Annotated in this window: 17 protein-coding genes; 13 read left to right on the top strand and 4 right to left on the bottom strand. The window is 66.7% G+C overall.

Translation table 11 applies throughout. The annotated features are described in order from the left end of the window. Positions 1–39 precede the first annotated feature (39 nt). The 4 genes from SNE35_RS09555 to SNE35_RS09540 all read left to right on the top strand — a co-directional run bounded on the left by SNE35_RS09555 (position 40) and on the right by SNE35_RS09540 (position 4,075). Positions 40–510: a MaoC family dehydratase gene (locus SNE35_RS09555; protein WP_320422667.1), complete on the top strand. Its 471-nt coding sequence runs from the start codon at positions 40–42 to the stop codon at positions 508–510. A gap of 84 nt (positions 511–594) precedes the next feature. Further along, a complete protein-coding gene (locus SNE35_RS09550; protein ID WP_320422666.1) occupies positions 595–2,109 on the top strand; it encodes an alpha/beta fold hydrolase in 1,515 nt (504 codons plus the stop codon). Next, on the top strand, positions 2,106–2,894 hold the full coding sequence (locus SNE35_RS09545; RefSeq protein WP_320422665.1) for an ABC transporter ATP-binding protein: 789 nt from the start codon (positions 2,106–2,108) through the stop codon (positions 2,892–2,894). The genes SNE35_RS09550 and SNE35_RS09545 overlap by 4 nt, the downstream gene beginning before the upstream one ends. Beyond that, positions 2,891–4,075 (top strand): ABC transporter permease, encoded by a 1,185-nt coding sequence (locus SNE35_RS09540; RefSeq protein ID WP_320422664.1) that lies wholly within the window; start codon positions 2,891–2,893, stop codon positions 4,073–4,075. The genes SNE35_RS09545 and SNE35_RS09540 overlap by 4 nt, the downstream gene beginning before the upstream one ends. A gap of 4 nt (positions 4,076–4,079) precedes the next feature. Here SNE35_RS09540 and SNE35_RS09535 read toward each other — a convergent pair whose 3' ends face one another. Next, the gene (locus tag SNE35_RS09535) at positions 4,080–4,337 is read right to left on the bottom strand and encodes a YkgJ family cysteine cluster protein (RefSeq protein WP_320422663.1); all 258 of its coding nucleotides are present in this window, start codon (positions 4,335–4,337) and stop codon (positions 4,080–4,082) included. Positions 4,338–4,438: 101 nt separating this feature from the next. On the opposite strand from SNE35_RS09535, the gene mnmG reads away from it, so the two are divergent. From mnmG to SNE35_RS09515, 4 genes are read left to right on the top strand one after another with little or no spacing between them, the layout of a single operon-like run. Beyond that, a complete protein-coding gene (mnmG, locus tag SNE35_RS09530; RefSeq protein ID WP_320422662.1) occupies positions 4,439–6,382 on the top strand; it encodes a tRNA uridine-5-carboxymethylaminomethyl(34) synthesis enzyme MnmG in 1,944 nt (647 codons plus the stop codon). After that, positions 6,372–7,016 (top strand): 16S rRNA (guanine(527)-N(7))-methyltransferase RsmG, encoded by a 645-nt coding sequence (rsmG, locus tag SNE35_RS09525; protein WP_320422661.1) that lies wholly within the window; start codon positions 6,372–6,374, stop codon positions 7,014–7,016. The genes mnmG and rsmG overlap by 11 nt, the downstream gene beginning before the upstream one ends. Positions 7,017–7,030: 14 nt before the next feature. Further along, on the top strand, positions 7,031–7,801 hold the full coding sequence (locus SNE35_RS09520) for a ParA family protein (protein ID WP_320422660.1): 771 nt from the start codon (positions 7,031–7,033) through the stop codon (positions 7,799–7,801). Then, positions 7,801–8,577 carry a GNAT family N-acetyltransferase gene (locus tag SNE35_RS09515; RefSeq protein ID WP_320422659.1) on the top strand — a complete coding sequence of 259 codons (777 nt, stop codon included), beginning with the start codon at positions 7,801–7,803 and terminating at the stop codon, positions 8,575–8,577. Before SNE35_RS09520 ends, SNE35_RS09515 begins: the two co-directional genes overlap by 1 nt. Before the next feature lie 7 nt (positions 8,578–8,584). Here the strand turns inward: SNE35_RS09515 and SNE35_RS09510 are convergent, their stop codons facing one another. Both SNE35_RS09510 and argC read right to left on the bottom strand, forming a co-directional pair. Beyond that, positions 8,585–9,010, bottom strand: coding sequence for a GNAT family N-acetyltransferase (locus SNE35_RS09510; RefSeq protein ID WP_320422658.1), 426 nt, complete (start codon positions 9,008–9,010; stop codon positions 8,585–8,587). Next, positions 9,007–9,948 (bottom strand): N-acetyl-gamma-glutamyl-phosphate reductase, encoded by a 942-nt coding sequence (gene argC, locus SNE35_RS09505; RefSeq protein ID WP_320422657.1) that lies wholly within the window; start codon positions 9,946–9,948, stop codon positions 9,007–9,009. Before argC ends, SNE35_RS09510 begins: the two co-directional genes overlap by 4 nt. Before the next feature lie 50 nt (positions 9,949–9,998). Here argC and SNE35_RS09500 point away from each other — a divergent pair, with 50 nt between their 5' ends. From SNE35_RS09500 to SNE35_RS09480, 5 genes are all read left to right on the top strand, one after another. Further along, positions 9,999–10,538, top strand: coding sequence for an RBBP9/YdeN family alpha/beta hydrolase (locus SNE35_RS09500; RefSeq protein WP_320422656.1), 540 nt, complete (start codon positions 9,999–10,001; stop codon positions 10,536–10,538). A gap of 16 nt (positions 10,539–10,554) precedes the next feature. Further along, on the top strand, positions 10,555–11,469 hold the full coding sequence (locus SNE35_RS09495; RefSeq protein ID WP_320422655.1) for a ParB/RepB/Spo0J family partition protein: 915 nt from the start codon (positions 10,555–10,557) through the stop codon (positions 11,467–11,469). Between the two features lie 431 nt (positions 11,470–11,900). Then, a complete protein-coding gene (locus tag SNE35_RS09490) occupies positions 11,901–13,823 on the top strand; it encodes a PrkA family serine protein kinase (RefSeq protein WP_320422654.1) in 1,923 nt (640 codons plus the stop codon). 10 nt (positions 13,824–13,833) lie between these two features. After that, positions 13,834–15,114 (top strand): YeaH/YhbH family protein, encoded by a 1,281-nt coding sequence (locus tag SNE35_RS09485; protein ID WP_320422653.1) that lies wholly within the window; start codon positions 13,834–13,836, stop codon positions 15,112–15,114. After that, entirely contained in the window at positions 15,111–16,640 is a 1,530-nt protein-coding gene (locus tag SNE35_RS09480) for a SpoVR family protein (protein ID WP_320422652.1), read from the top strand. Before SNE35_RS09485 ends, SNE35_RS09480 begins: the two co-directional genes overlap by 4 nt. Here the strand turns inward: SNE35_RS09480 and SNE35_RS09475 are convergent. Next, positions 16,634–18,043: an FAD-binding oxidoreductase gene (locus SNE35_RS09475; protein ID WP_320422651.1), complete on the bottom strand. Its 1,410-nt coding sequence runs from the start codon at positions 18,041–18,043 to the stop codon at positions 16,634–16,636. The two genes, SNE35_RS09480 and SNE35_RS09475, sit on opposite strands and share 7 nt — an antisense overlap. Positions 18,044–18,116 lie beyond the last annotated feature (73 nt).

The following is an 18,116-nucleotide window of genomic DNA, read 5'->3' as shown; positions in this document are numbered from 1 at the left end:
GCGGCAGCAGCACTCGTGCCGGACTCGTACAGTCAGAGCATGAGCACCACCACCAAGACCTACGCCTTCGAAGACTTCCCCATCGGCCGCGTGCGCGAATTCGGCGGCCGGGTGATCGGCCGCGACGAGGCGCTGGCCTTCGCTGCGGCTTACGACCCGCAGCCGATCCACCTGGACGAGGCGGCCGCCAAGGCCTCGGTGCTGGGCGGCATGTCGATCAGCGGCTGGCAGACCTGCGCGATCGTGATGCGGATGATGTGCGACGAATACCTGCTGGACTCCACCAGCCAGGGCTCGCCCGGCATCGACAACCTGCGCTGGCTGAAGCCCGTGCGCCATGGCGACACGCTGCGCGTGCGGATGACGGTTCAGGAAGCGCGCGCCAGCAAGAGCCGGCCGGAGATCGGCCTGGTGCGTTCGAGCTGGGAAGTCTTCAACCAGCACGACGAGCAGGTGATGAGCATGGAAGGCTGGGGCATGTTCGGCCGACGCGAGATTCCCGCAGGCTGACGCCTGAATCTGCAGCCCGTCGCTTGGGGGCGGCGCCGTGCCGCGCGATGACCATAATCGCGCCCATCACGGAGGACCGCCCGAATGCCATCGACGCCGCATCGACGAAGAACGCCCCTCGCCCTGGGCCTGCTGCTGGCCCTGGGCCTTTCCTTTCAGGCGCACGGCGCCGAGCCCCAGGCGCCGCTGCTGAAGCCCTGCCGCATCGACGGTATGCCCAACGAACTGCAGTGCGGCGTGATCCAGCGCCCGCTGGACCCGGCGCATCCGCAGGGCGTGCAGATCGGCATCCACTTCATGGTCGTCCCGGCGATGGCGCGCAACAAGCAGCCAGACCCGGTGCTGCTGCTGGCCGGCGGCCCGGGCCAGGGGGCGATCGACCTGGCGCCGGCGGTGCTTCCGCGGCTGTCGCGGCTCAACAACCGGCGCGACCTGGTGTTCATCGACCAGCGCGGCACCGGCCGCTCGGCGCCGCTGCAGTGTGCGAAGGACGATGAGGAGAAGCTGTCGCTGGCCGAAGCGGCGGACCCGCAGGGGCAGATTCGCCGGCTCGCGAAGTGCCAGCAAGACCTGACCCTCTTGCCTTACGGCCGGGACGGCGGACTGCGCTTCTTCACGACGACGATCGCGATGCAGGACTTCGAGGCCGTTCGCGAAGCGCTGGGTGCGCCTCAGTGGAACCTCATCGGCGCGTCCTACGGCACGCGCGCGGGGCTGGAGTACCTGCGCCAGTACCCGAGCCGCGTGCGCCGATTGGTCCTGGACGGCGTGGCCCCGCCGGACATGGTGCTGCCGGACAGCTTCTCGGTGGACAACCAGGCCGCGCTGGACGCCGTGTTCAGCGCCTGCGAAGCCGATGCGGCGAGCTGCGCGAAGACCTATCCGCGGCTGCGCGCCGAGTGGGAGCAACTGCTGCACGGGCTGCCCCGCCAGGTCACCGCGAACAACCCGCGCACTGGCGCGCCGGAGACCTTCACCTTGAGCCGCGAGATGCTGCTGCGCGGCGTGCGTGCGCCACTGTATGCGCCGATGCTCGCCGCGGCATTGCCGGCCGCGATCCATGAAGCCGCTGCGTCCCAGCGTTATGAGGGCCTGCTGGGCCTGGCCGGCGCCTTGGGCGCAGGTGGCAAGAAGGGCGCGGGCCAGTTGGCCGGCGGCATGCACTTCTCGGTCATCTGCGCGGAAGACGCGCCGCGCCTGGCGGCCGATCCAAAGCGGGGTGCCGACTTCGGCAATCTCGATGCCGAGATGTACGCGCAGGTGTGCAAGACCTGGCCCCGCGGCGAGGTCCCCGCCGCCTTCTACACGCTGCCGCCCGCACCGGCGCCGGTGCTGCTGCTCAGCGGCGGCGCCGATCCGGTGACGCCACCGCGGCACGGCGCACGCGTCGCCGCCGCTCTGGGCCCGAAGGCGCTGCACGTCGTCGTGCCGCAGGCTGGCCACGGCGTGAGCGCCCTCGCCTGCATGCGCGACGTGCTGTTCCGCTTCATCGACGCGAAGACCGAGGCCGAAGCGCTGCAGCCGCCCGACGCGGCCTGCGCGACGAAGATCCCGCGGCCGCCCGCCTTCATCCCCGTTCAGGCGACAGACAACAAATGATCGAGATCGACAAGGTCAGCAAGGCCTTCAGCGCGCGGGCCGGCGGCTCGCTGTTCAAGCGCGCGCCGAAGAAGACGGTGCAGGCAGTGCGGGAGGTCAGCGTGCATGCACCGGACGGCCGCATCACCGGCCTGCTGGGGCCCAACGGCGCCGGCAAGACGACGACGCTGCGCATGCTCGGCGGGCTGTTCCCGCCGGACGCGGGCCGCATCGCGGTGGACGGCATCCCGGTGGCCGAGCGGCCTCGCGAAGCGTTGGCGCGCATGGGCATCCTCGGCGATGCGCATGGCTTGTACCCGCGGCTCTCGGCACGCGAGAACATCGTCTACTTCGGCCGGCTGCAGGGCATGGAGGCGGACGCCGCTCATGCGCGTGCCGAGGAACTGGCGCGGCTGCTGGACATGGGTGCCATCCTGGACCGCCGCGCCGAGGGCTTCAGCCAGGGTGAGCGGATGAAGACCGCGCTGGCCCGCGCGCTCGTCCACGACCCGGCCAATATCGTGCTGGACGAGCCGACCAACGGCCTGGATGTGCTCGCCACCCGCTCGCTGCGCGAGGCGCTGCGCCATCTGCGCTCGCCGGAAGGCGGCGCCAAGTGCATCGTGTTCTCCACGCACATCATGCAGGAGGTCGAGCTGCTCTGCGAACACGTGATCGTCGTCGCCCAGGGGCGCAACGTGGCCGAGGGCACGGTCGATGAACTGCTGGCCCAGGCGGGCGAGCGCCGCTTCGAGGATGCCTTCGTGAAGCTCGCGTATGGAACGGAAACCGGAGTCTCCGCATGAGCCTGATCAGAAACAGCCTGGTCGTCTTCGGCAAGGAACTGGTGGACGCGCTGCGCGACCGCCGCACGCTGCTGCGCCTGCTGATCCCCGCGGTGCTGATGGGGCCGGTGATGCTGCTGGCGCTCTCCAGCCTGATCTCCTCGCTGGAGGACCGGGCGGAGAAGCGCGAGGTCATGGTGGCCGGCATCGAGAACGCGCCGACCCTGCGCAACTACCTCGAGCGCCAGACCTACACGATCAAGACCGCACCGGCCGACTACGAGGCCCGGCTGCGCGCGACGACCCTGTTGGAGCCGGTGCTGGTGATCGCCGACAAGGACTTCGAGCGGGCACTGCGCGAGGGCGAGCAGCCGACGGTCGAGATCGTCAGCGACAGCGCCAACCAGCGTGCCGGCGCGGGCGTGGGAACCCTCTCCCGGCTGCTGTCGGGCTTCAACAGCGAACGCGCCACGCTGGCACTGGCGCTGCGCGGCGTGCCGGCCAGTGACCTGATGCGGCCGCTGGACGTGCAGGAGCGCGACCTCGCCAGCGTGCAGGCACGGGCCACGCGGATCACGGCCATGATCCCGATGTTCATCATCATGGCCGTGCTCTACGGCGCGCTGACCGCGGCGCTGGACAGCACCGCCGGCGAACGCGAGCGCGGATCGCTGGAGCCGCTGCTGATGAACCCGGTGCAGCAGACGGCGCTGGTGGTCGGCAAATGGGGCGCGGTGGCGCTGCTGGGCATGGCCGTGGCGTTGCTGTCCAACCTCAGCTTCATCCCGGCGCAGTGGCTGCTGCGCAGCGACAGCCTGCAGGCGATGTTCCAGTTCGGCATGCCCGAGGTGGGCGCCTTCCTGCTGCTGCAACTACCGCTGGCCGCGGGCCTCGGCGCGCTGCTGATGGCCGTGGCGATCCGCTCGAAGACGCTGAAGGAGGCGCAGGCCGGCAGCGCGCTGGTGATGACGCTAGTGGGCCTGGCGCCGATGGTGGGCCTGTTCAACCCGGGCGGCGAGGCGGACTGGTACCTGTGGGTGCCGGGCCTGGCGCAGAACTCTCTGATGATGCTGGTGCTCAAGGGCGAGGCGCTGACGATGGCCAAGGTGCTGCCTTCAGTGGCCGTCGGCGTGGGCCTGGCGGTGCTGTGCCTGGGCTATGTGGCGCGCTCGATGCGCGGGGCCGTCGCGGGTCAGAAATAGCGACTCAGCGAGGGGCCGTTTCGGCCTCCATCCAGCCGAGCCAGCGCATGGCCTGTTCTCGGCTGTCGCCGCACATCATCTCGCTCGGCTGCAGGGAGCCGCAGACGGCGGGGCGCTCCGGCCGGCCGAAGATGCGGCAACGGTCCTCGTCGTCGAGCTGGATGCAGCGCACGCTGGCCGGCTTGCCGCCGGGCATGCCCGGGATGGGCGAGCTGATCGATGGCGCGATGCAGCAGGCAGCGCAGTGGTCTCGGCAATTCATGCCGATATTGTCGGTGCGCCCTTTGTCGGGCGCCGTGACTTATCCACAGCCCGCCCGTAAAATTCAGGGTTTGCCCGCGCGCATCTTTCAAGACCCAAACCATGCTCTACCCCCAGGAATTCGACGTCATCGTGGTCGGCGGCGGCCACGCCGGCACCGAGGCCGCACTCGCTGCCGCCCGGATGGGCTGCGCCACGCTGCTGCTGACGCACAACATCGAGACGCTGGGCCAGATGAGCTGCAACCCGTCGATCGGCGGCATCGGCAAGGGCCACCTGGTCAAGGAGGTCGATGCGCTGGGCGGCGCGATGGCCGCGGCCACCGACGAGGCGGGCATCCAGTTCCGCATCCTCAATGGTTCCAAGGGTCCTGCCGTGCGCGCCACCCGCGCGCAGGCGGACCGGGTGCTCTACAAGGCGGCGATTCGCCAGCGGCTGGAGAACCAGCCGAACCTGTGGCTGTTCCAGCAGGCGGTGGATGACCTGATGGTCGAAGGCGACCGCGTCGTCGGCGCGGTCACGCAGATGGGTCTGCGTTTTCGCTCGCGTGCGATGGTGCTGACGGCGGGCACTTTCCTCGATGGCCGCATCCACGTCGGCCTGGAGAACTACAGCGCCGGCCGTGCCGGCGATCCGCCGGCGGTGAGCCTCTCGGCCCGGCTGAAGGAGCTGAAGCTGCCGCAGGGCCGACTGAAGACCGGCACGCCGCCGCGCATCGACGGCCGCACGATCGATTTCTCCAAGTGCGAGGAGCAGCCCGGCGACCTCGATCCGGTACCGGTGTTCAGCTTCCTCGGCAATGCCGCCCAGCATCCGCGGCAACTGCCCTGCTGGATCACGCACACGAACGAACGCACGCACGAGATCATCCGCTCCGGCTTCGACCGTAGCCCGATGTTCACCGGCGTGATCGAAGGTGTGGGCCCGCGCTACTGCCCGTCGATCGAAGACAAGATCAATCGCTTTGCCGACAAGGATTCGCATCAGATCTTCCTGGAGCCCGAAGGCCTGACGACGCACGAGTTCTACCCGAACGGCATCTCCACCTCCCTGCCCTTCGATATCCAGATCGCCGCCGTGCGCTCGATCCCCGGCCTGGAGAATGCGCACATCCTGCGGCCGGGCTACGCGATCGAGTACGACTACTTCGACCCGCGCGGGCTGAAGTCTTCGTTTGAGACCCGCGACATCGGCGGCTTGTTCTTCGCCGGCCAGATCAATGGCACGACCGGCTACGAGGAAGCCGCCGCCCAGGGCCTGTTCGCTGGCTTGAACGCTGCACTGCAGGTCAAGGGCCAGGGCCCCTGGCTGCCAGGCCGCGACCAGGCCTACCTGGGCGTGCTGGTGGACGACCTGATCACCAAGGGCGTGACCGAGCCGTATCGCATGTTCACCAGCCGCGCTGAGTTCCGGCTGCAACTGCGCGAGGACAACGCGGACCAGCGCCTGACCGAAGTCGGCCGCCAGATGGGCCTCGTCGATGACGTCCGCTGGGATGCTTTCAACCGCAAGCGCGATGCTGTTTCACGTGAAACAGAGAAGCTGAAGTCCACCTGGGTGCATCCGGCGACGCTGCCGCCCGCCGATGCGGAGCGACTGGTCGGCAAGGCGCTGGAGCGTGAGTACAACCTGATCGATCTTCTGCGCCGGCCGGAGGTCAAGTTCGACACGCTGGTCGAAGTCGCTTCGATCGCCAAGCCGGACGCCGGTGTTTCACGTGAAACCTTGAGCACCGAGTTGGGTGAGTCTCTGGCTGCCGCGGTGATCGAACAGATCGAAGTCGGCGTGAAGTACGCGGGCTACATCGACAAGCAGGTCGAGGATGTCGCCCGCGCCTCCCGCTTCGAGAGCATGAAGCTTCCTGCGGAGTTGGACTACGGCCAGGTGCAAGCTCTCTCCTTCGAAGTACGGCAGAAGCTGGGCAAGCACAAGCCCGAAACGTTGGGCCAGGCCTCGCGCATCTCCGGTGTCACGCCAGCGGCGATCTCGCTGCTGCTGGTCCATCTGAAGAAGGGTCGTTTCAAGGGATTCGCCGATGCAGCCTGATTTGAAGCTGGCGCTCGCCGCCGCCGCCGCCGAGCTGGGCCTGGATCTCGACAACTCGCAACTCGATCGACTGTTGGCCTATCAAGGCCTGATCGCCAAGTGGAACAAGGTCTACAACCTGACCGCCGTGCGCGATCCGCAGGCAATGCTGACCCAGCATCTGGTGGACAGCCTCAGCCTGATCCCTGCCCTGCGCCGGCACGCAGGCGGCCGGCCGCTGCGGCTAATGGATGTGGGCAGTGGTGGTGGCCTGCCCGGCGTCGTCGTGGCGATCTGCGAGCCGGCCATCGACATCAGCTGCGTCGATGCCGTCGCCAAGAAGGCCACCTTCATCAAGCAGGTTGCCGCGGAGTTGCGACTGCCCAATCTGCATGGCGAGCATTCCCGCGTCGAGGCGCTGCAGACGCAACCCTTTGACCTGATCACCTCCCGCGCCTTCGCCTCGCTGCTCGACTTTACGACGCTCACACGTCAGCACCTGAAGCCCGGCGGCATCTGGCTGGCGATGAAGGGCCAGCATCCGGCCGAGGAGCTGGCAGCCCTGCCGGCCGATCTGGATGTGTTTCACGTGGAACAATTGGCCGTTCCGGGCCTTGATGCACAGCGCTGTCTCGTCTGGATTCGACCACGCTGATGCCACAATCCGGCATGGCCAAGATCTTCTGCGTTGCGAACCAAAAGGGCGGTGTCGGCAAGACGACTACGACGGTGAACCTCGCCGCCGGCCTGGCCGCCGTGGGCCAAAGGGTGCTGGTCATCGACCTCGATCCGCAGGGCAACGCGACGATGGGCTCGGGCATCGACAAGCGCGCCTTGGCGATGACCGTCTACGACGTGCTGCTCGAATCGGCCACGATCGCCGAGGCCAAGACCCGCAGCGAGAAAGCCGGCTATGACGTGCTCGGCGCCAACCGCGAGCTGGCCGGCGCGGAGGTCGAGCTGGTGGATCTGGAGCGCCGCGAGCGACGGCTGAAGAGCGCCCTTGCCGACGCAGCCAAGGATTACGACTTCGTCTTGATCGACTGCCCGCCTTCGCTGTCGATGCTGACGCTCAACGGCCTGTGCAGCGCGCATGGCGTCGTCGTGCCGATGCAATGCGAGTACTTCGCGCTGGAGGGCTTGTCCGACCTAGTCAACACGATCAAGCAGGTCCACGCCAACCTGAATCCCGACCTGCAGATCATCGGCCTGCTGCGCGTGATGTTCGATCCGCGAATCACCTTGCAGCAGCAGGTCAGCGAACAGCTGAAGGCGCACTTCGGCGACAAGGTGTTCGACACGGTTATCCCGCGCAACGTCCGCCTGGCCGAGGCGCCCAGCTACGGCCTGCCTGGCGTCGTGTTCGATCCGGCCTCCAAGGGCGCGCAGGCCTTCGTCGACTTCGCCCGCGAGATGGTGCGGCGTGTCGATTCGATGTGATGCTGCTCGACGACGACGCGCTGGCCCGCCGGGCCGAGGAAGCCGGCCTCAACGCCTCCACGCCGCCTCAGCAGGCGCAGATCGAAGGCTGGCTGCTGCGCCTGTCGCCCGGCAAGGCCAAGCGCTCGCGCTGCGTCAATGCCCTGGCCGCCGGCACCTTGCCGCTGGACGATCTGCTCGGCCGCTGCCAGCAGAGCTTTGCCGCCGCTGGCCTGCCGCTGATCGTGCGCGTGACGCCGTTCAGCCAACCGGCCGACCTGGACACGCAGCTTGCGACGCGCGGCTGGTTCAGCTTCGACGCGGCCGACGTGATGGTGCTGGATTCGCTGCCCGCCGAATCACCGCTAACCCCGAAGATCGACGCACTCGATGCCGATGCCTACGCCCGCATCGTCGGCGAGCTGCGCGGCTCCAATGCACGCGAGATCGAGGCCCATGCCGAGCGGCTGAAAGGCTCGCCAGTGCCCTATCGCGGCTTTGCGTTGCGCGATGGAGCATCGGGCGATGGCGCCCTGCTCGCCTGCGGCCAGTACGCACGCGAAGACGACATCGTGGGCCTGTTCGACATCTTCACGCCCGCGGAGCGCCGCGGCCGCGGCCACGCGGCGGCCCTGTGCACGGCACTGCTGCTGCAGGCGAAGGCAGAAGGCGCCAGCCGGGCCTATCTGCAAGTGGGTTCGGACAACGTGGTCGCGCAGCGCGTCTACGCCCGACTGGGCTTCCGCTTCGCCTACCGCTACCACTACCGCGCGATCGACCCGCTGGCGCGGGACTGACCCATCGTCAGTCGCGCGGCCGCCAGACCTTGATCAGCGTGTAGCGGGTGAAGCCCGGCACATAGTCGTGCACGTGGCTCATCATGGCGTAGCCGAGATGCTCGTAGAGCTCGGCGTTTCGATCCGACAGCGTCTCGATCAAGGCGTCGATGCAGCCGCGCTTCAGCGCCTGCGCTTCCAGCCGCCGCAGCACTTCGGTGCCCAAGCCCTGACCGCGCAGCGCTTCATCCACCCAGAGATAGCTGACAAAGAGACGCCGGAACTCGGTGCGGCCGACAGCGCCGGCGATCAGACGATCGTCCTCATAGAGCCCGCACGAGATCTCGCTCGCTTGGCCACCCGCAGCCTGCGCACGACCGAAGGCGATCACGCCAGCGCTGACGACCCCGGCGTCCTCCGGGGTCAGGTCTTGCTGCCAGCGGCGCTCGGTCAAAGACCCAGACCTTCGTCGAGGCCCAGGTGCACGTTCATCGACTGCACCGCCGCGCCGCTGGCACCCTTGCCGAGGTTGTCCAGGCGCGCCATCACGAGGGCCTGCGTGTCATTGGCGAACACGAACAGGTCCACGCGATTGGTATCGTTGCAAGCCTGCACATCGACGGCGCCTTCGGCCAGCGTGTCCGCATCGCGCAGCGGCATCACGCGGATGAAGCGCTCGCCCGCGTAGCGCGCGGCCAGTGCTTCGTGCAGGTCTTCGGCGCGGGCACCGGCGCGCAAGGTGCTCAGGTGCAGCGGCAAGGTCACCAGCAGGCCCTTGTAGAACTTGCCGACGATGGGCATGAACACCGGCGCGGTCTTCAGGCCCGTGTGCGCCATCATCTCCGGCAGGTGCTTGTGCGCCAGGCCCAGCGCGTAGGGCCGGGGTGAATTCAGTTTCGGATCGCCGGAGCTTTCGTACTCGGCGATCATGCTCTTGCCACCGCCGGAGTAGCCGGTGATCGACGTGGCCGAGACCAGCGAATCGGGTGTCAGCAGGCCCGCATCCACCAGCGGCCGCGCAGCCAGGATGAAAGCGCTGGCGTGGCAGCCCGGGTTGGCGATGCGCTTGCTATCGCGGATCTTGTCGCGCTGGTCCGCGGCCAGCTCCGGCAAGCCAAAGGCCCAGCCCGCGGCGGTGCGGTGTGCGGTGCTGGCGTCGATCAGGCAGGTGTTCGAATTGTTGACCATGAAGGCCGCCTCGCGCGAGGCGGCGTCCGGCAGGCAGAGGAAGGCCACGTCGGCAGCGTTCAGCAGCCGCGAGCGCTCGGCCGGGTCCTTGCGCTTGTCGGGATCGATGCGCAGCACCTCCACGTCCTGGCGCGCCGCCAGGTATTCGTTGATGCGCAGGCCCGTCGTGCCTTCCTGGCCGTCCACGTACACCTTGTAAGCCATCACCGCCTCTCCATCCAGCACAAAATCGGGAGACGAAGCATAAGGCCGAAATGATGACAACAACGCGCGTACTGCTGCTCCCGGGCTGGCTGAACTCCGATCCCTCGTACTGGCAAAGCCGCTGGGAATCGAAGTTAGGTTTCGAGCGGGTCGAACAGGCCGATTGGCAGTGGCCGCGCCGGGGCGACTGGATGGCCCGGCTGGACGAGGTGCTGCTGGGCGACGAGCGCGCGACGGTGCTCGTCGCCCACAGCCTGGGCTGCCAGCTCGTGTCCGGGTGGGCCGAGCATTCACAGCACACCGCCCGCGTCAAGGGCGCGCTGCTAGTCGCACCGCCGGACACCGAGCGCGAGGACACACCGCCGCAGCTGCACAACTGGCGGCCCATTCGGCGCGGCCGCCTGCCCTTCCCCAGCATCGCCGTGCTGAGCAGCAACGACCCGTTCTGCTCGCTGGAGCGCGGCATGCAGATGGCGGCGGACTGGGGCTCGGACGTCGTGCTGGCGGGCCCGCGCGGCCACCTGAACGGCAAGTCCGGCCTCGGCGACTGGGCCGAGGGTCAGGCCCTGATCGCACCCTGGATCGCGTAAGGGACAATCGCCGGCTATGGTCACGAAAAAACCCAAAGGCCTCGGCCTGGGCCTCGAAGCGCTGCTCGGCCCCAAGGTCAGCGAAAACCCCGCGCCGGTGCCTTCCGGCCGCGACGGCGAGCCCGGCACCTTGAAGCTGGAGCAGCTGCAAGCCGGCAAGTACCAGCCACGCACGCGCATGGACGAAGGTTCGCTGTACGAGCTGGCCGAGAGCATCAAGAGCCAGGGCATCATGCAGCCGATCCTGGTGCGCCCGATCGCACCGAATGGGCACGTGGCCTTCGAGATCATCGCGGGTGAGCGGCGCTTCCGCGCGGCCAAGCTGGCCGGGTTGAGGGAAGTGCCGGTGCTGGTCAAGGCGGTACCGGACGAGGCCGCCGCGGCGATGGCCCTGATCGAGAACATCCAGCGCGAAGACCTGAACCCGCTCGAAGAGGCGCAAGGCCTGCAGCGCCTGGTCGGCGAGTTCGGACTCACTCACGAACAGGCCGCGCAGGCCGTGGGCCGCTCGCGCAGCGCCGCCAGCAACCTGCTGCGCCTGCTGCAGCTTGCCGCGCCGGTGCAGAACATGCTGATGGCCGGCGACCTGGACATGGGCCATGCGCGTGCGCTGCTGCCGCTCGATGGTGCACACCAGATCACCACCGCCACCGAGATCGCCGCGAAGAAGCTCAGTGTGCGAGAGGCGGAGAAGCTGGTCGCACGCCATCAGGGCGCCGGCCGCCAGAAGCCGCTGTTGCGCGTGAAGGGCGAGAAGAGCCGCGACCTGCTGCGCCTGGAGGAAGAGTTGTCGGACGTGCTGGCCGCGCAGGTAGCCATCCATGTGAAGAAACGCACGAAGCGTGGCGAACAGGGCGAGCTGAGCATCCAGTTCGGCTCGCTGGATGAGCTCGACGGGCTGATCGCCAAGCTGCGCGGAACGCAGCAGTAAAGAGGCTAACTGCATATCTCAGCAGACCGGCCGGGAGGCCGGTCTGCCGTCAAATCTTCGCGCAAATCGCAACGGCGTCTACTTGGTCACGAGATCACCACGCTGCGGTGTCAGGCCTTGCCTGACGCACATTCTCAGATGGGCGTAGGATCAATCGCACACCCGCTGTAGGACGTGACGTCAACCTTCGACGCACCCCGCGAGTTAAGGGTCCAAGAGGCTCTTTTTCGATTGACCGATGCAGGCTGTTGGTACGAAGCTTGCCTTGCAACCGACACATAACGCAAAGACCACTCAATCACCACGCTGATCCCGGAAAGCTCTGATGACGCCTCGAATACGAGAAGGGGCGCCATCACAACTTCCCAGCAGACGCAGGTCGTCTTCGCACAGAAGGCGGCCCGCCGAGCCGGGGCCAACCGGAGGTCAGCATGGATGTGATCAGCAATTTCGCCGCTCGTTACGAACGCACCCGCGTCGAGGAACTCACGCTCGAGGAGTACCTGGCCGAGTGCAAGCGAAATCCCCTCGCCTACGCCACCGCAGCCGAGCGCATGCTCAAGGCGATCGGCGAGCCGCAGATGGTCGACACGCGCAACGACCAGCGCCTGTCCCGGCTGTTCGCCAACAAGACCATCAAGATCTATCCGGCCTTCGCCGAGTTCTACGGCATGGAGGACGCGATCGAGCAGGTCGTCAGCTACTTCCGCCATGCCGCGCAAGGCTTGGAAGAGAAGAAGCAGATCCTCTACCTGCTGGGCCCGGTTGGCGGCGGCAAGAGCTCGATCGCCGAGCGGCTGAAGCAGCTGATGGAGCACGTGCCCTTCTACGCACTGCAGGGCTCGCCGGTCAATGAATCGCCGCTGGGCCTGTTCGACCCCGCCGAGGACGGCCCGCTGCTGGAGCAGGCCTACGGCATCCCGAGCCGCTACCTGAACCGCATCCTGAGCCCCTGGGCCGTCAAGCGCCTGGAAGAGTTCGGCGGCGACATCCGCAAGTTCAAGGTGGTCAAGCGCTACCCCAGCGTGCTCAAGCAAGTGGGCGTCGCCAAGACCGAGCCGGGCGACGAGAACAACCAGGACATCTCCAGCCTCGTCGGCAAGGTCGACATCCGCAAGCTCGAAACCTATTCGCAGGACGATCCCGATGCCTACAGCTACTCCGGCGGCCTGTGCCTGGCCAACCAGGGCCTGCTGGAGTTCGTGGAAATGTTCAAGGCGCCGATCAAGGTGCTGCACCCGCTGCTGACCGCCACGCAGGAAGGCAACTACAAGGGCACCGAAGGCTTCGGCGCAATCCCGTTCGACGGCATCGTGCTCGCCCACAGCAACGAGAGCGAGTGGAAGACCTTCCGCAACAACAAGAACAACGAAGCCTTCCTCGACCGCATCTACATCGTCAAGGTGCCTTACTGCCTGCGCGTCAGCGAGGAGATCAAGATCTACGAGAAGCTGGTCCGCGGATCGAGCCTCGCCGCGGCCAAGTGCGCACCGGGCACCCTGAAGATGATGAGCCAGTTCGCCATCCTCACGCGCCTGAAGGAGCCGGAGAACTCATCGCTGTTCAGCAAGATGCAGGTCTACGACGGCGAGAACCTGAAGGACACCGACCCGCGCGCGAAGAGCTACCAGGAGTACCGCGACTACGCCGGCGTCGACGAAGGCATGAGCGGCATCTCCACGCGCTTTGCCTACAAGATCCTCTCGAAGGTCTTCAACTTCGACAGCGCCGAGGTCGCCGCCAATCCGGTCCACCTGATGTACGTGCTGGAGCAGCAGATCGCCCGCGAGCAGTTCCCTGCCGAGACCGAGCAGAAGTACGTGGCCTTCATCAAGGAGGCGCTGTCCCCGCGCTACGCGGAGTTCATCGGCAAGGAGATCCAGACCGCGTATCTGGAGAGCTACTCCGAGTACGGCCAGAACATCTTCGACCGCTACGTCACCTACGCCGACTACTGGATTCAGGACCAGGAGTACCGCGACACCGACACCGGCGAGGTTTTCGACCGCTCTGCACTGAACGGTGAATTGGAGAAGATCGAGAAGCCCGCCGGCATCAGCAACCCAAAGGACTTCCGCAACGAGATCGTCAACTTCGTCCTGCGTGCCCGCGCCAACAACGCCGGCAAGAACCCGGCCTGGACCTCGTACGAGAAGCTGCGCACAGTGATCGAGAAGAAGATGTTCTCGAACACCGAGGAACTGCTGCCGGTGATCAGCTTCAACGCCAAGGCCAGCGCGGACGAGGCCAAGAAGCACGAGGACTTCGTCAACCGCATGGTCGAGAAGGGCTACACGGCCAAGCAGGTTCGACTTCTCTGCGAGTGGTATCTCCGCGTACGCAAGAGCAGCTGAAGGAGCATGCATGCTTCAGCAAATCATCGACCGCCGGCTGTCCGGCAAGAACAAGTCGATCGGCAACCGTGAACGCTTCCTGCGCCGGCACAAGGAGCAGATCCGTGAGGCAGTGCGCCGCGCGGTGGACGGCCGCGGCATCCGTGACATGGAGCGCGGCGAGGACGTCCACATTCCGAAGAAGGACCTGAGCGAGCCCGTCTTCGGCCACGGCGACGGCGGCGTGCGCGAGGTCGTGCGGCCAGGCAACACCGAGCACGTCAAGGGCGACCGCGTTGCCAAGCCGCAGGGCGGCGGAGGCGGTGGTGGCGGCGGGAAAGCCAGCGATTCGGGCGAGGGTGATGACGATTTCGTCTTCCACCTGAGCAAGGAAGAGTTCATGCAGGTCTTCTTCGACGACCTGGCGCTGCCAAACCTCGAACGCACGCAGCTCGCCGAAACGCCCGAGTGGAAAAGCCACCGCGCCGGCTTCACCAGCGACGGCACGCCCACCAACCTGCACGTGGTGCGCTCGATGCGCGGCGCGCTGGGCCGCCGCATCGCGCTGGGCACCAGCAAGCGGCACGAGCTGCATGAGCTGGAGGAACGACTCGCGCTGCTGCAACGCGAAGACCCGACGGACTTCGAGGTCAAGCGCATGCACGCCGAGACGCTGGAGCGCATCGCCGTGCTGCGCGCCAAGATCGGCGCGATTCCCTTCCTCGATCCGATCGACCTGCGCTTTCGCAACCGCGTGCGCGTGCCGGTGCCGACGAGCCGCGCGGTGATGTTCTGCCTGATGGACGTCTCCGGCTCGATGGACGAGAGCCGCAAGGACCTCGCCAAACGCTTCTTCATCCTGCTGTACCTGTTCCTCACCCGGCACTACGAGAAGATCGAGGTCGTCTTCATCCGCCACCACACGCAGGCGCAGGAAGTCGACGAACAGAACTTCTTCCACGCCACCGAAACCGGCGGCACCGTCGTGTCCTCGGCCCTGGTGCTGATGGAGGAAATCATTCGCGCACGCTATCCGCGCAGCGAATGGAACATCTACGGTGCCCAGGCCAGCGACGGCGACAACTGGCACCACGACAGCGGCCGCTGCCGCGAGATGCTGGCCGACAAGATCCTCCCGCTGTGCCGCTACTTCGCCTACGTGCAGGTGGCCGAACAGGAGCAGAACCTCTGGGAGGAATACAGCAAACTCGAAGGCGAGGTGAAGCACTTCGCGATGCGCAAGGCTGTCGAGGTGGCACAGATCTACCCGGTCTTCCGCGAGTTGTTCAAGAAGGAAGGAGTGCCTGCATGACCCTGGAACAACGCGACCCGGCCAAGATCATCCGCGCCAGCCAGCCGCTGCCCTCGCCCAGCGACTGGACCTTCGAGCTGATCAACGATTACCACGAGGTGATCCGCCGCACCGCGCAGAGCTACGGCCTGGACACCTACCCGAACCAGCTGGAGATCATCACCGCCGAGCAGATGATGGATGCCTATGCCTCCGTCGGCATGCCGGTCAACTACCGGCACTGGAGCTACGGCAAGGAGTTCATCGCCACCGAGCGCAACTACAAGCGCGGCCAGATGGGCCTGGCCTACGAGATCGTCATCAACTCCGACCCCTGCATCGCCTACCTGATGGAGGAGAACACGATGGCCATGCAGGCCCTCGTGATCGCCCATGCCTGCTACGGCCACAACAGCTTCTTCAAGGGCAACTACCTGTTCCGCATGTGGACCGATGCGTCGTCGATCATCGACTACCTGGTCTACGCGAAGAACTTCGTCGCCGAATGCGAGGAACAGAACGGCATGGAGGCCGTCGAGCAGATCCTCGATTCCTGCCATGCGCTGATGAACCACGGCGTGGACCGCTACCGCCGGCCTTCGAAGCTGTCTCTCTCGCAGGAACGCACGCGCCTGCTGGAACGCGAGGCCCACGCGCAGCAGCAGGTCAACGACCTCTGGCGCACACTGCCGAAGAAGGCGGCGGCCGAGGCCGAAGCCGCTTCGTCCGCACGCCGCTTCCCCGAGGAGCCGCAGGAGAACCTGCTGTACTTCATCGAGAAAAACGCGCCACTGCTGGAACCCTGGCAGCGCGAGCTGGTGCGCATCGTCCGCAAGATCGCGCAGTATTTCTATCCACAGCGCCAGACCCAGGTGATGAACGAGGGCTGGGCCACGTTCTGGCACCACCGGCTGCTGAACACGATGTACGACGACGGCTATCTCAGCGACGGCATGATGATCGAGTGGCTGAAGTCGCACACCAACGTCGTCGCCCAGCAGCCGATGGCCAACCTGAACCCCTACGCGCTCGGCTTCGCGATGTACACGGACATCAAGCGTATCTGCGAGCAGCCGACCGACGAGGATCGCAACTGGTTCCCCGACATCGCCGGCAAGCCCTGGCTGCCGACCATCGACCACGCGATGCGCAACTTCAAGGACGAGAGCTTCATCGGCCAGTACCTGAGCCCGAACCTGATGCGCGAGTTCCGGTTGTTCTCCATCCTCGACGACGAGAAGGAGAGCGAGTACCTGATCTCCGCGATCCACGACGAGGCCGGCTACCAGCACGTGCGCCAGGCCCTGTCACGCCAGTACGACCTCAGCACCCGCGAGCCCAACATCCAGGTCTGGAACGTCAACCTGCGCGGAGACCGCTCGCTGACCTTGCGCCACACGCAGCACAACGATCGCCCGCTGAACAAGGAAGCGCAGGAGGTGCTGAAGCACGTCGCGCGGCTCTGGGGCTTCGGCGTGCAGATGGAAAGCGCCAACGACCGCGGCGACATCACCCAGCGCTGGAGCGTCCCCGCCCCGAATCACTGAGCGGCGAAGATCTTCCCCGGGTTCATGATGTCGTGCGGGTCCATCGCGGCCTTCAGCGTGCGCATCAGGTCCACGGCCGCGGGGCCGGCCTCGTCGAGCAGGAAGCCCTGCTTGTGCAGGCCGATGCCGTGCTCGCCGGTGCAGGTGCCTTCCAGCTTCAGCGCGCGCGCCACCATCTGCTGACTGAGCCGCTCGGCGGTCTCGCGTTCGGCCGGCTTGGCCGGGTCCAGCAGGTAGCCGAGGTGGAAGTTGCCGTCGCCGACGTGGCCGACCAGGAAGTACGGCAGCCCGGCCTCATCGGCTTCCTTCACCGATTCATCGATCGACTCGGCCAGGCGCGAGATCGGCACGCAGGTGTCCGTCGTCACGCAGCGGCAGCCGGGCTTGGTCTGCAGGGCCGACAGGTAGGCGTGATGACGCGCGGTCCACAGGCGCGTGCGTGCCTCCGGCGTCGTCGCCCATTCGAAGTCTTCGCCGCCGAATTCGCGCGCAATGCCCTGCACCAGGCTCGCCTGCTCGGCCACGCTGGCCTCGGTGCCATGGAACTCCATCAGCAGCATCGGCGCTTCGCGCAGGCCCAGTCGGTCATGCGCATTGACGGCGCGCACCGTGTTCGCATCGAGCAGTTCGCAGCGCGCGATGGGCACGCCGAGCTGGATGATCTGGATCGTGGTCTGCACCGCCGCGTCGATGCTCGGGAAGAAGCAGACGGCCGCCGACACCGCCTCCGGCAGCGGGTAGAGCCGCAAGGTCACCTCGCAGATCACGCCCAAGGTGCCTTCGCTGCCGACGTAGAGCCGCGTCAGGTCATAGCCGGCGCTGCTCTTGCGCGCACGGCTGCCGGTGTGCAGCAGTTGGCCCTGCGGCGTGACCACCGTCAGCGCCAGCACGTTCTCGCGCATCGTGCCGTAGCGCACCGCATTCGTCCCGCTGGCACGGGTGGACGCCATGCCGCCGAGGCTGGCATCCGCGCCGGGATCGATCGGGAAGAAGAGGCCCTGGTGGCGCAGCTCGTTGTTCAGCTGGTTGCGGGTGACGCCGGCCTGCACCGTCACCGTCAGGTCCTCGGCATTGACGCGCAGGATCTCCTTCATCCGCGACAGGTCCAGGCTGACACCGCCCTGCACCGCCAGCAGATGGCCTTCCAGCGAGGAACCGGCGCCGTAGGGAATCACCGGCACTCGATGCTCGTGCGCCTGCGTCAGCACGAAGGCGATGTCCTCGTTGCTCTGGGCGAACACCACCGCCTCTGGCGGCGGCACGTCGAACACCGATTCATCGCGGCCGTGCTGCTCGCGCACCGCCAGGGCCGTGGAACAGCGCTCGCCGAAGCGGGCTTTCAGCGCCGCCAGCATCGATTCAGGCATCGGACGGGGCGAGATCTCGAGGGCGGCTGCGGTCATGGCGTACTTCTCCAGGAAAACTGGGTCTGATTCTGCAGCAAGCCCTTGCAGGCGAGGACCCGCGGTGACACGA

Origin of the sequence: Roseateles agri (genome assembly GCF_034043675.1) — a bacterium.
Taxonomy (GTDB): Bacteria; Pseudomonadota; Gammaproteobacteria; order Burkholderiales; family Burkholderiaceae_C; genus KK5.
This window is presented reverse-complemented; position numbering and strand designations above follow the sequence as displayed.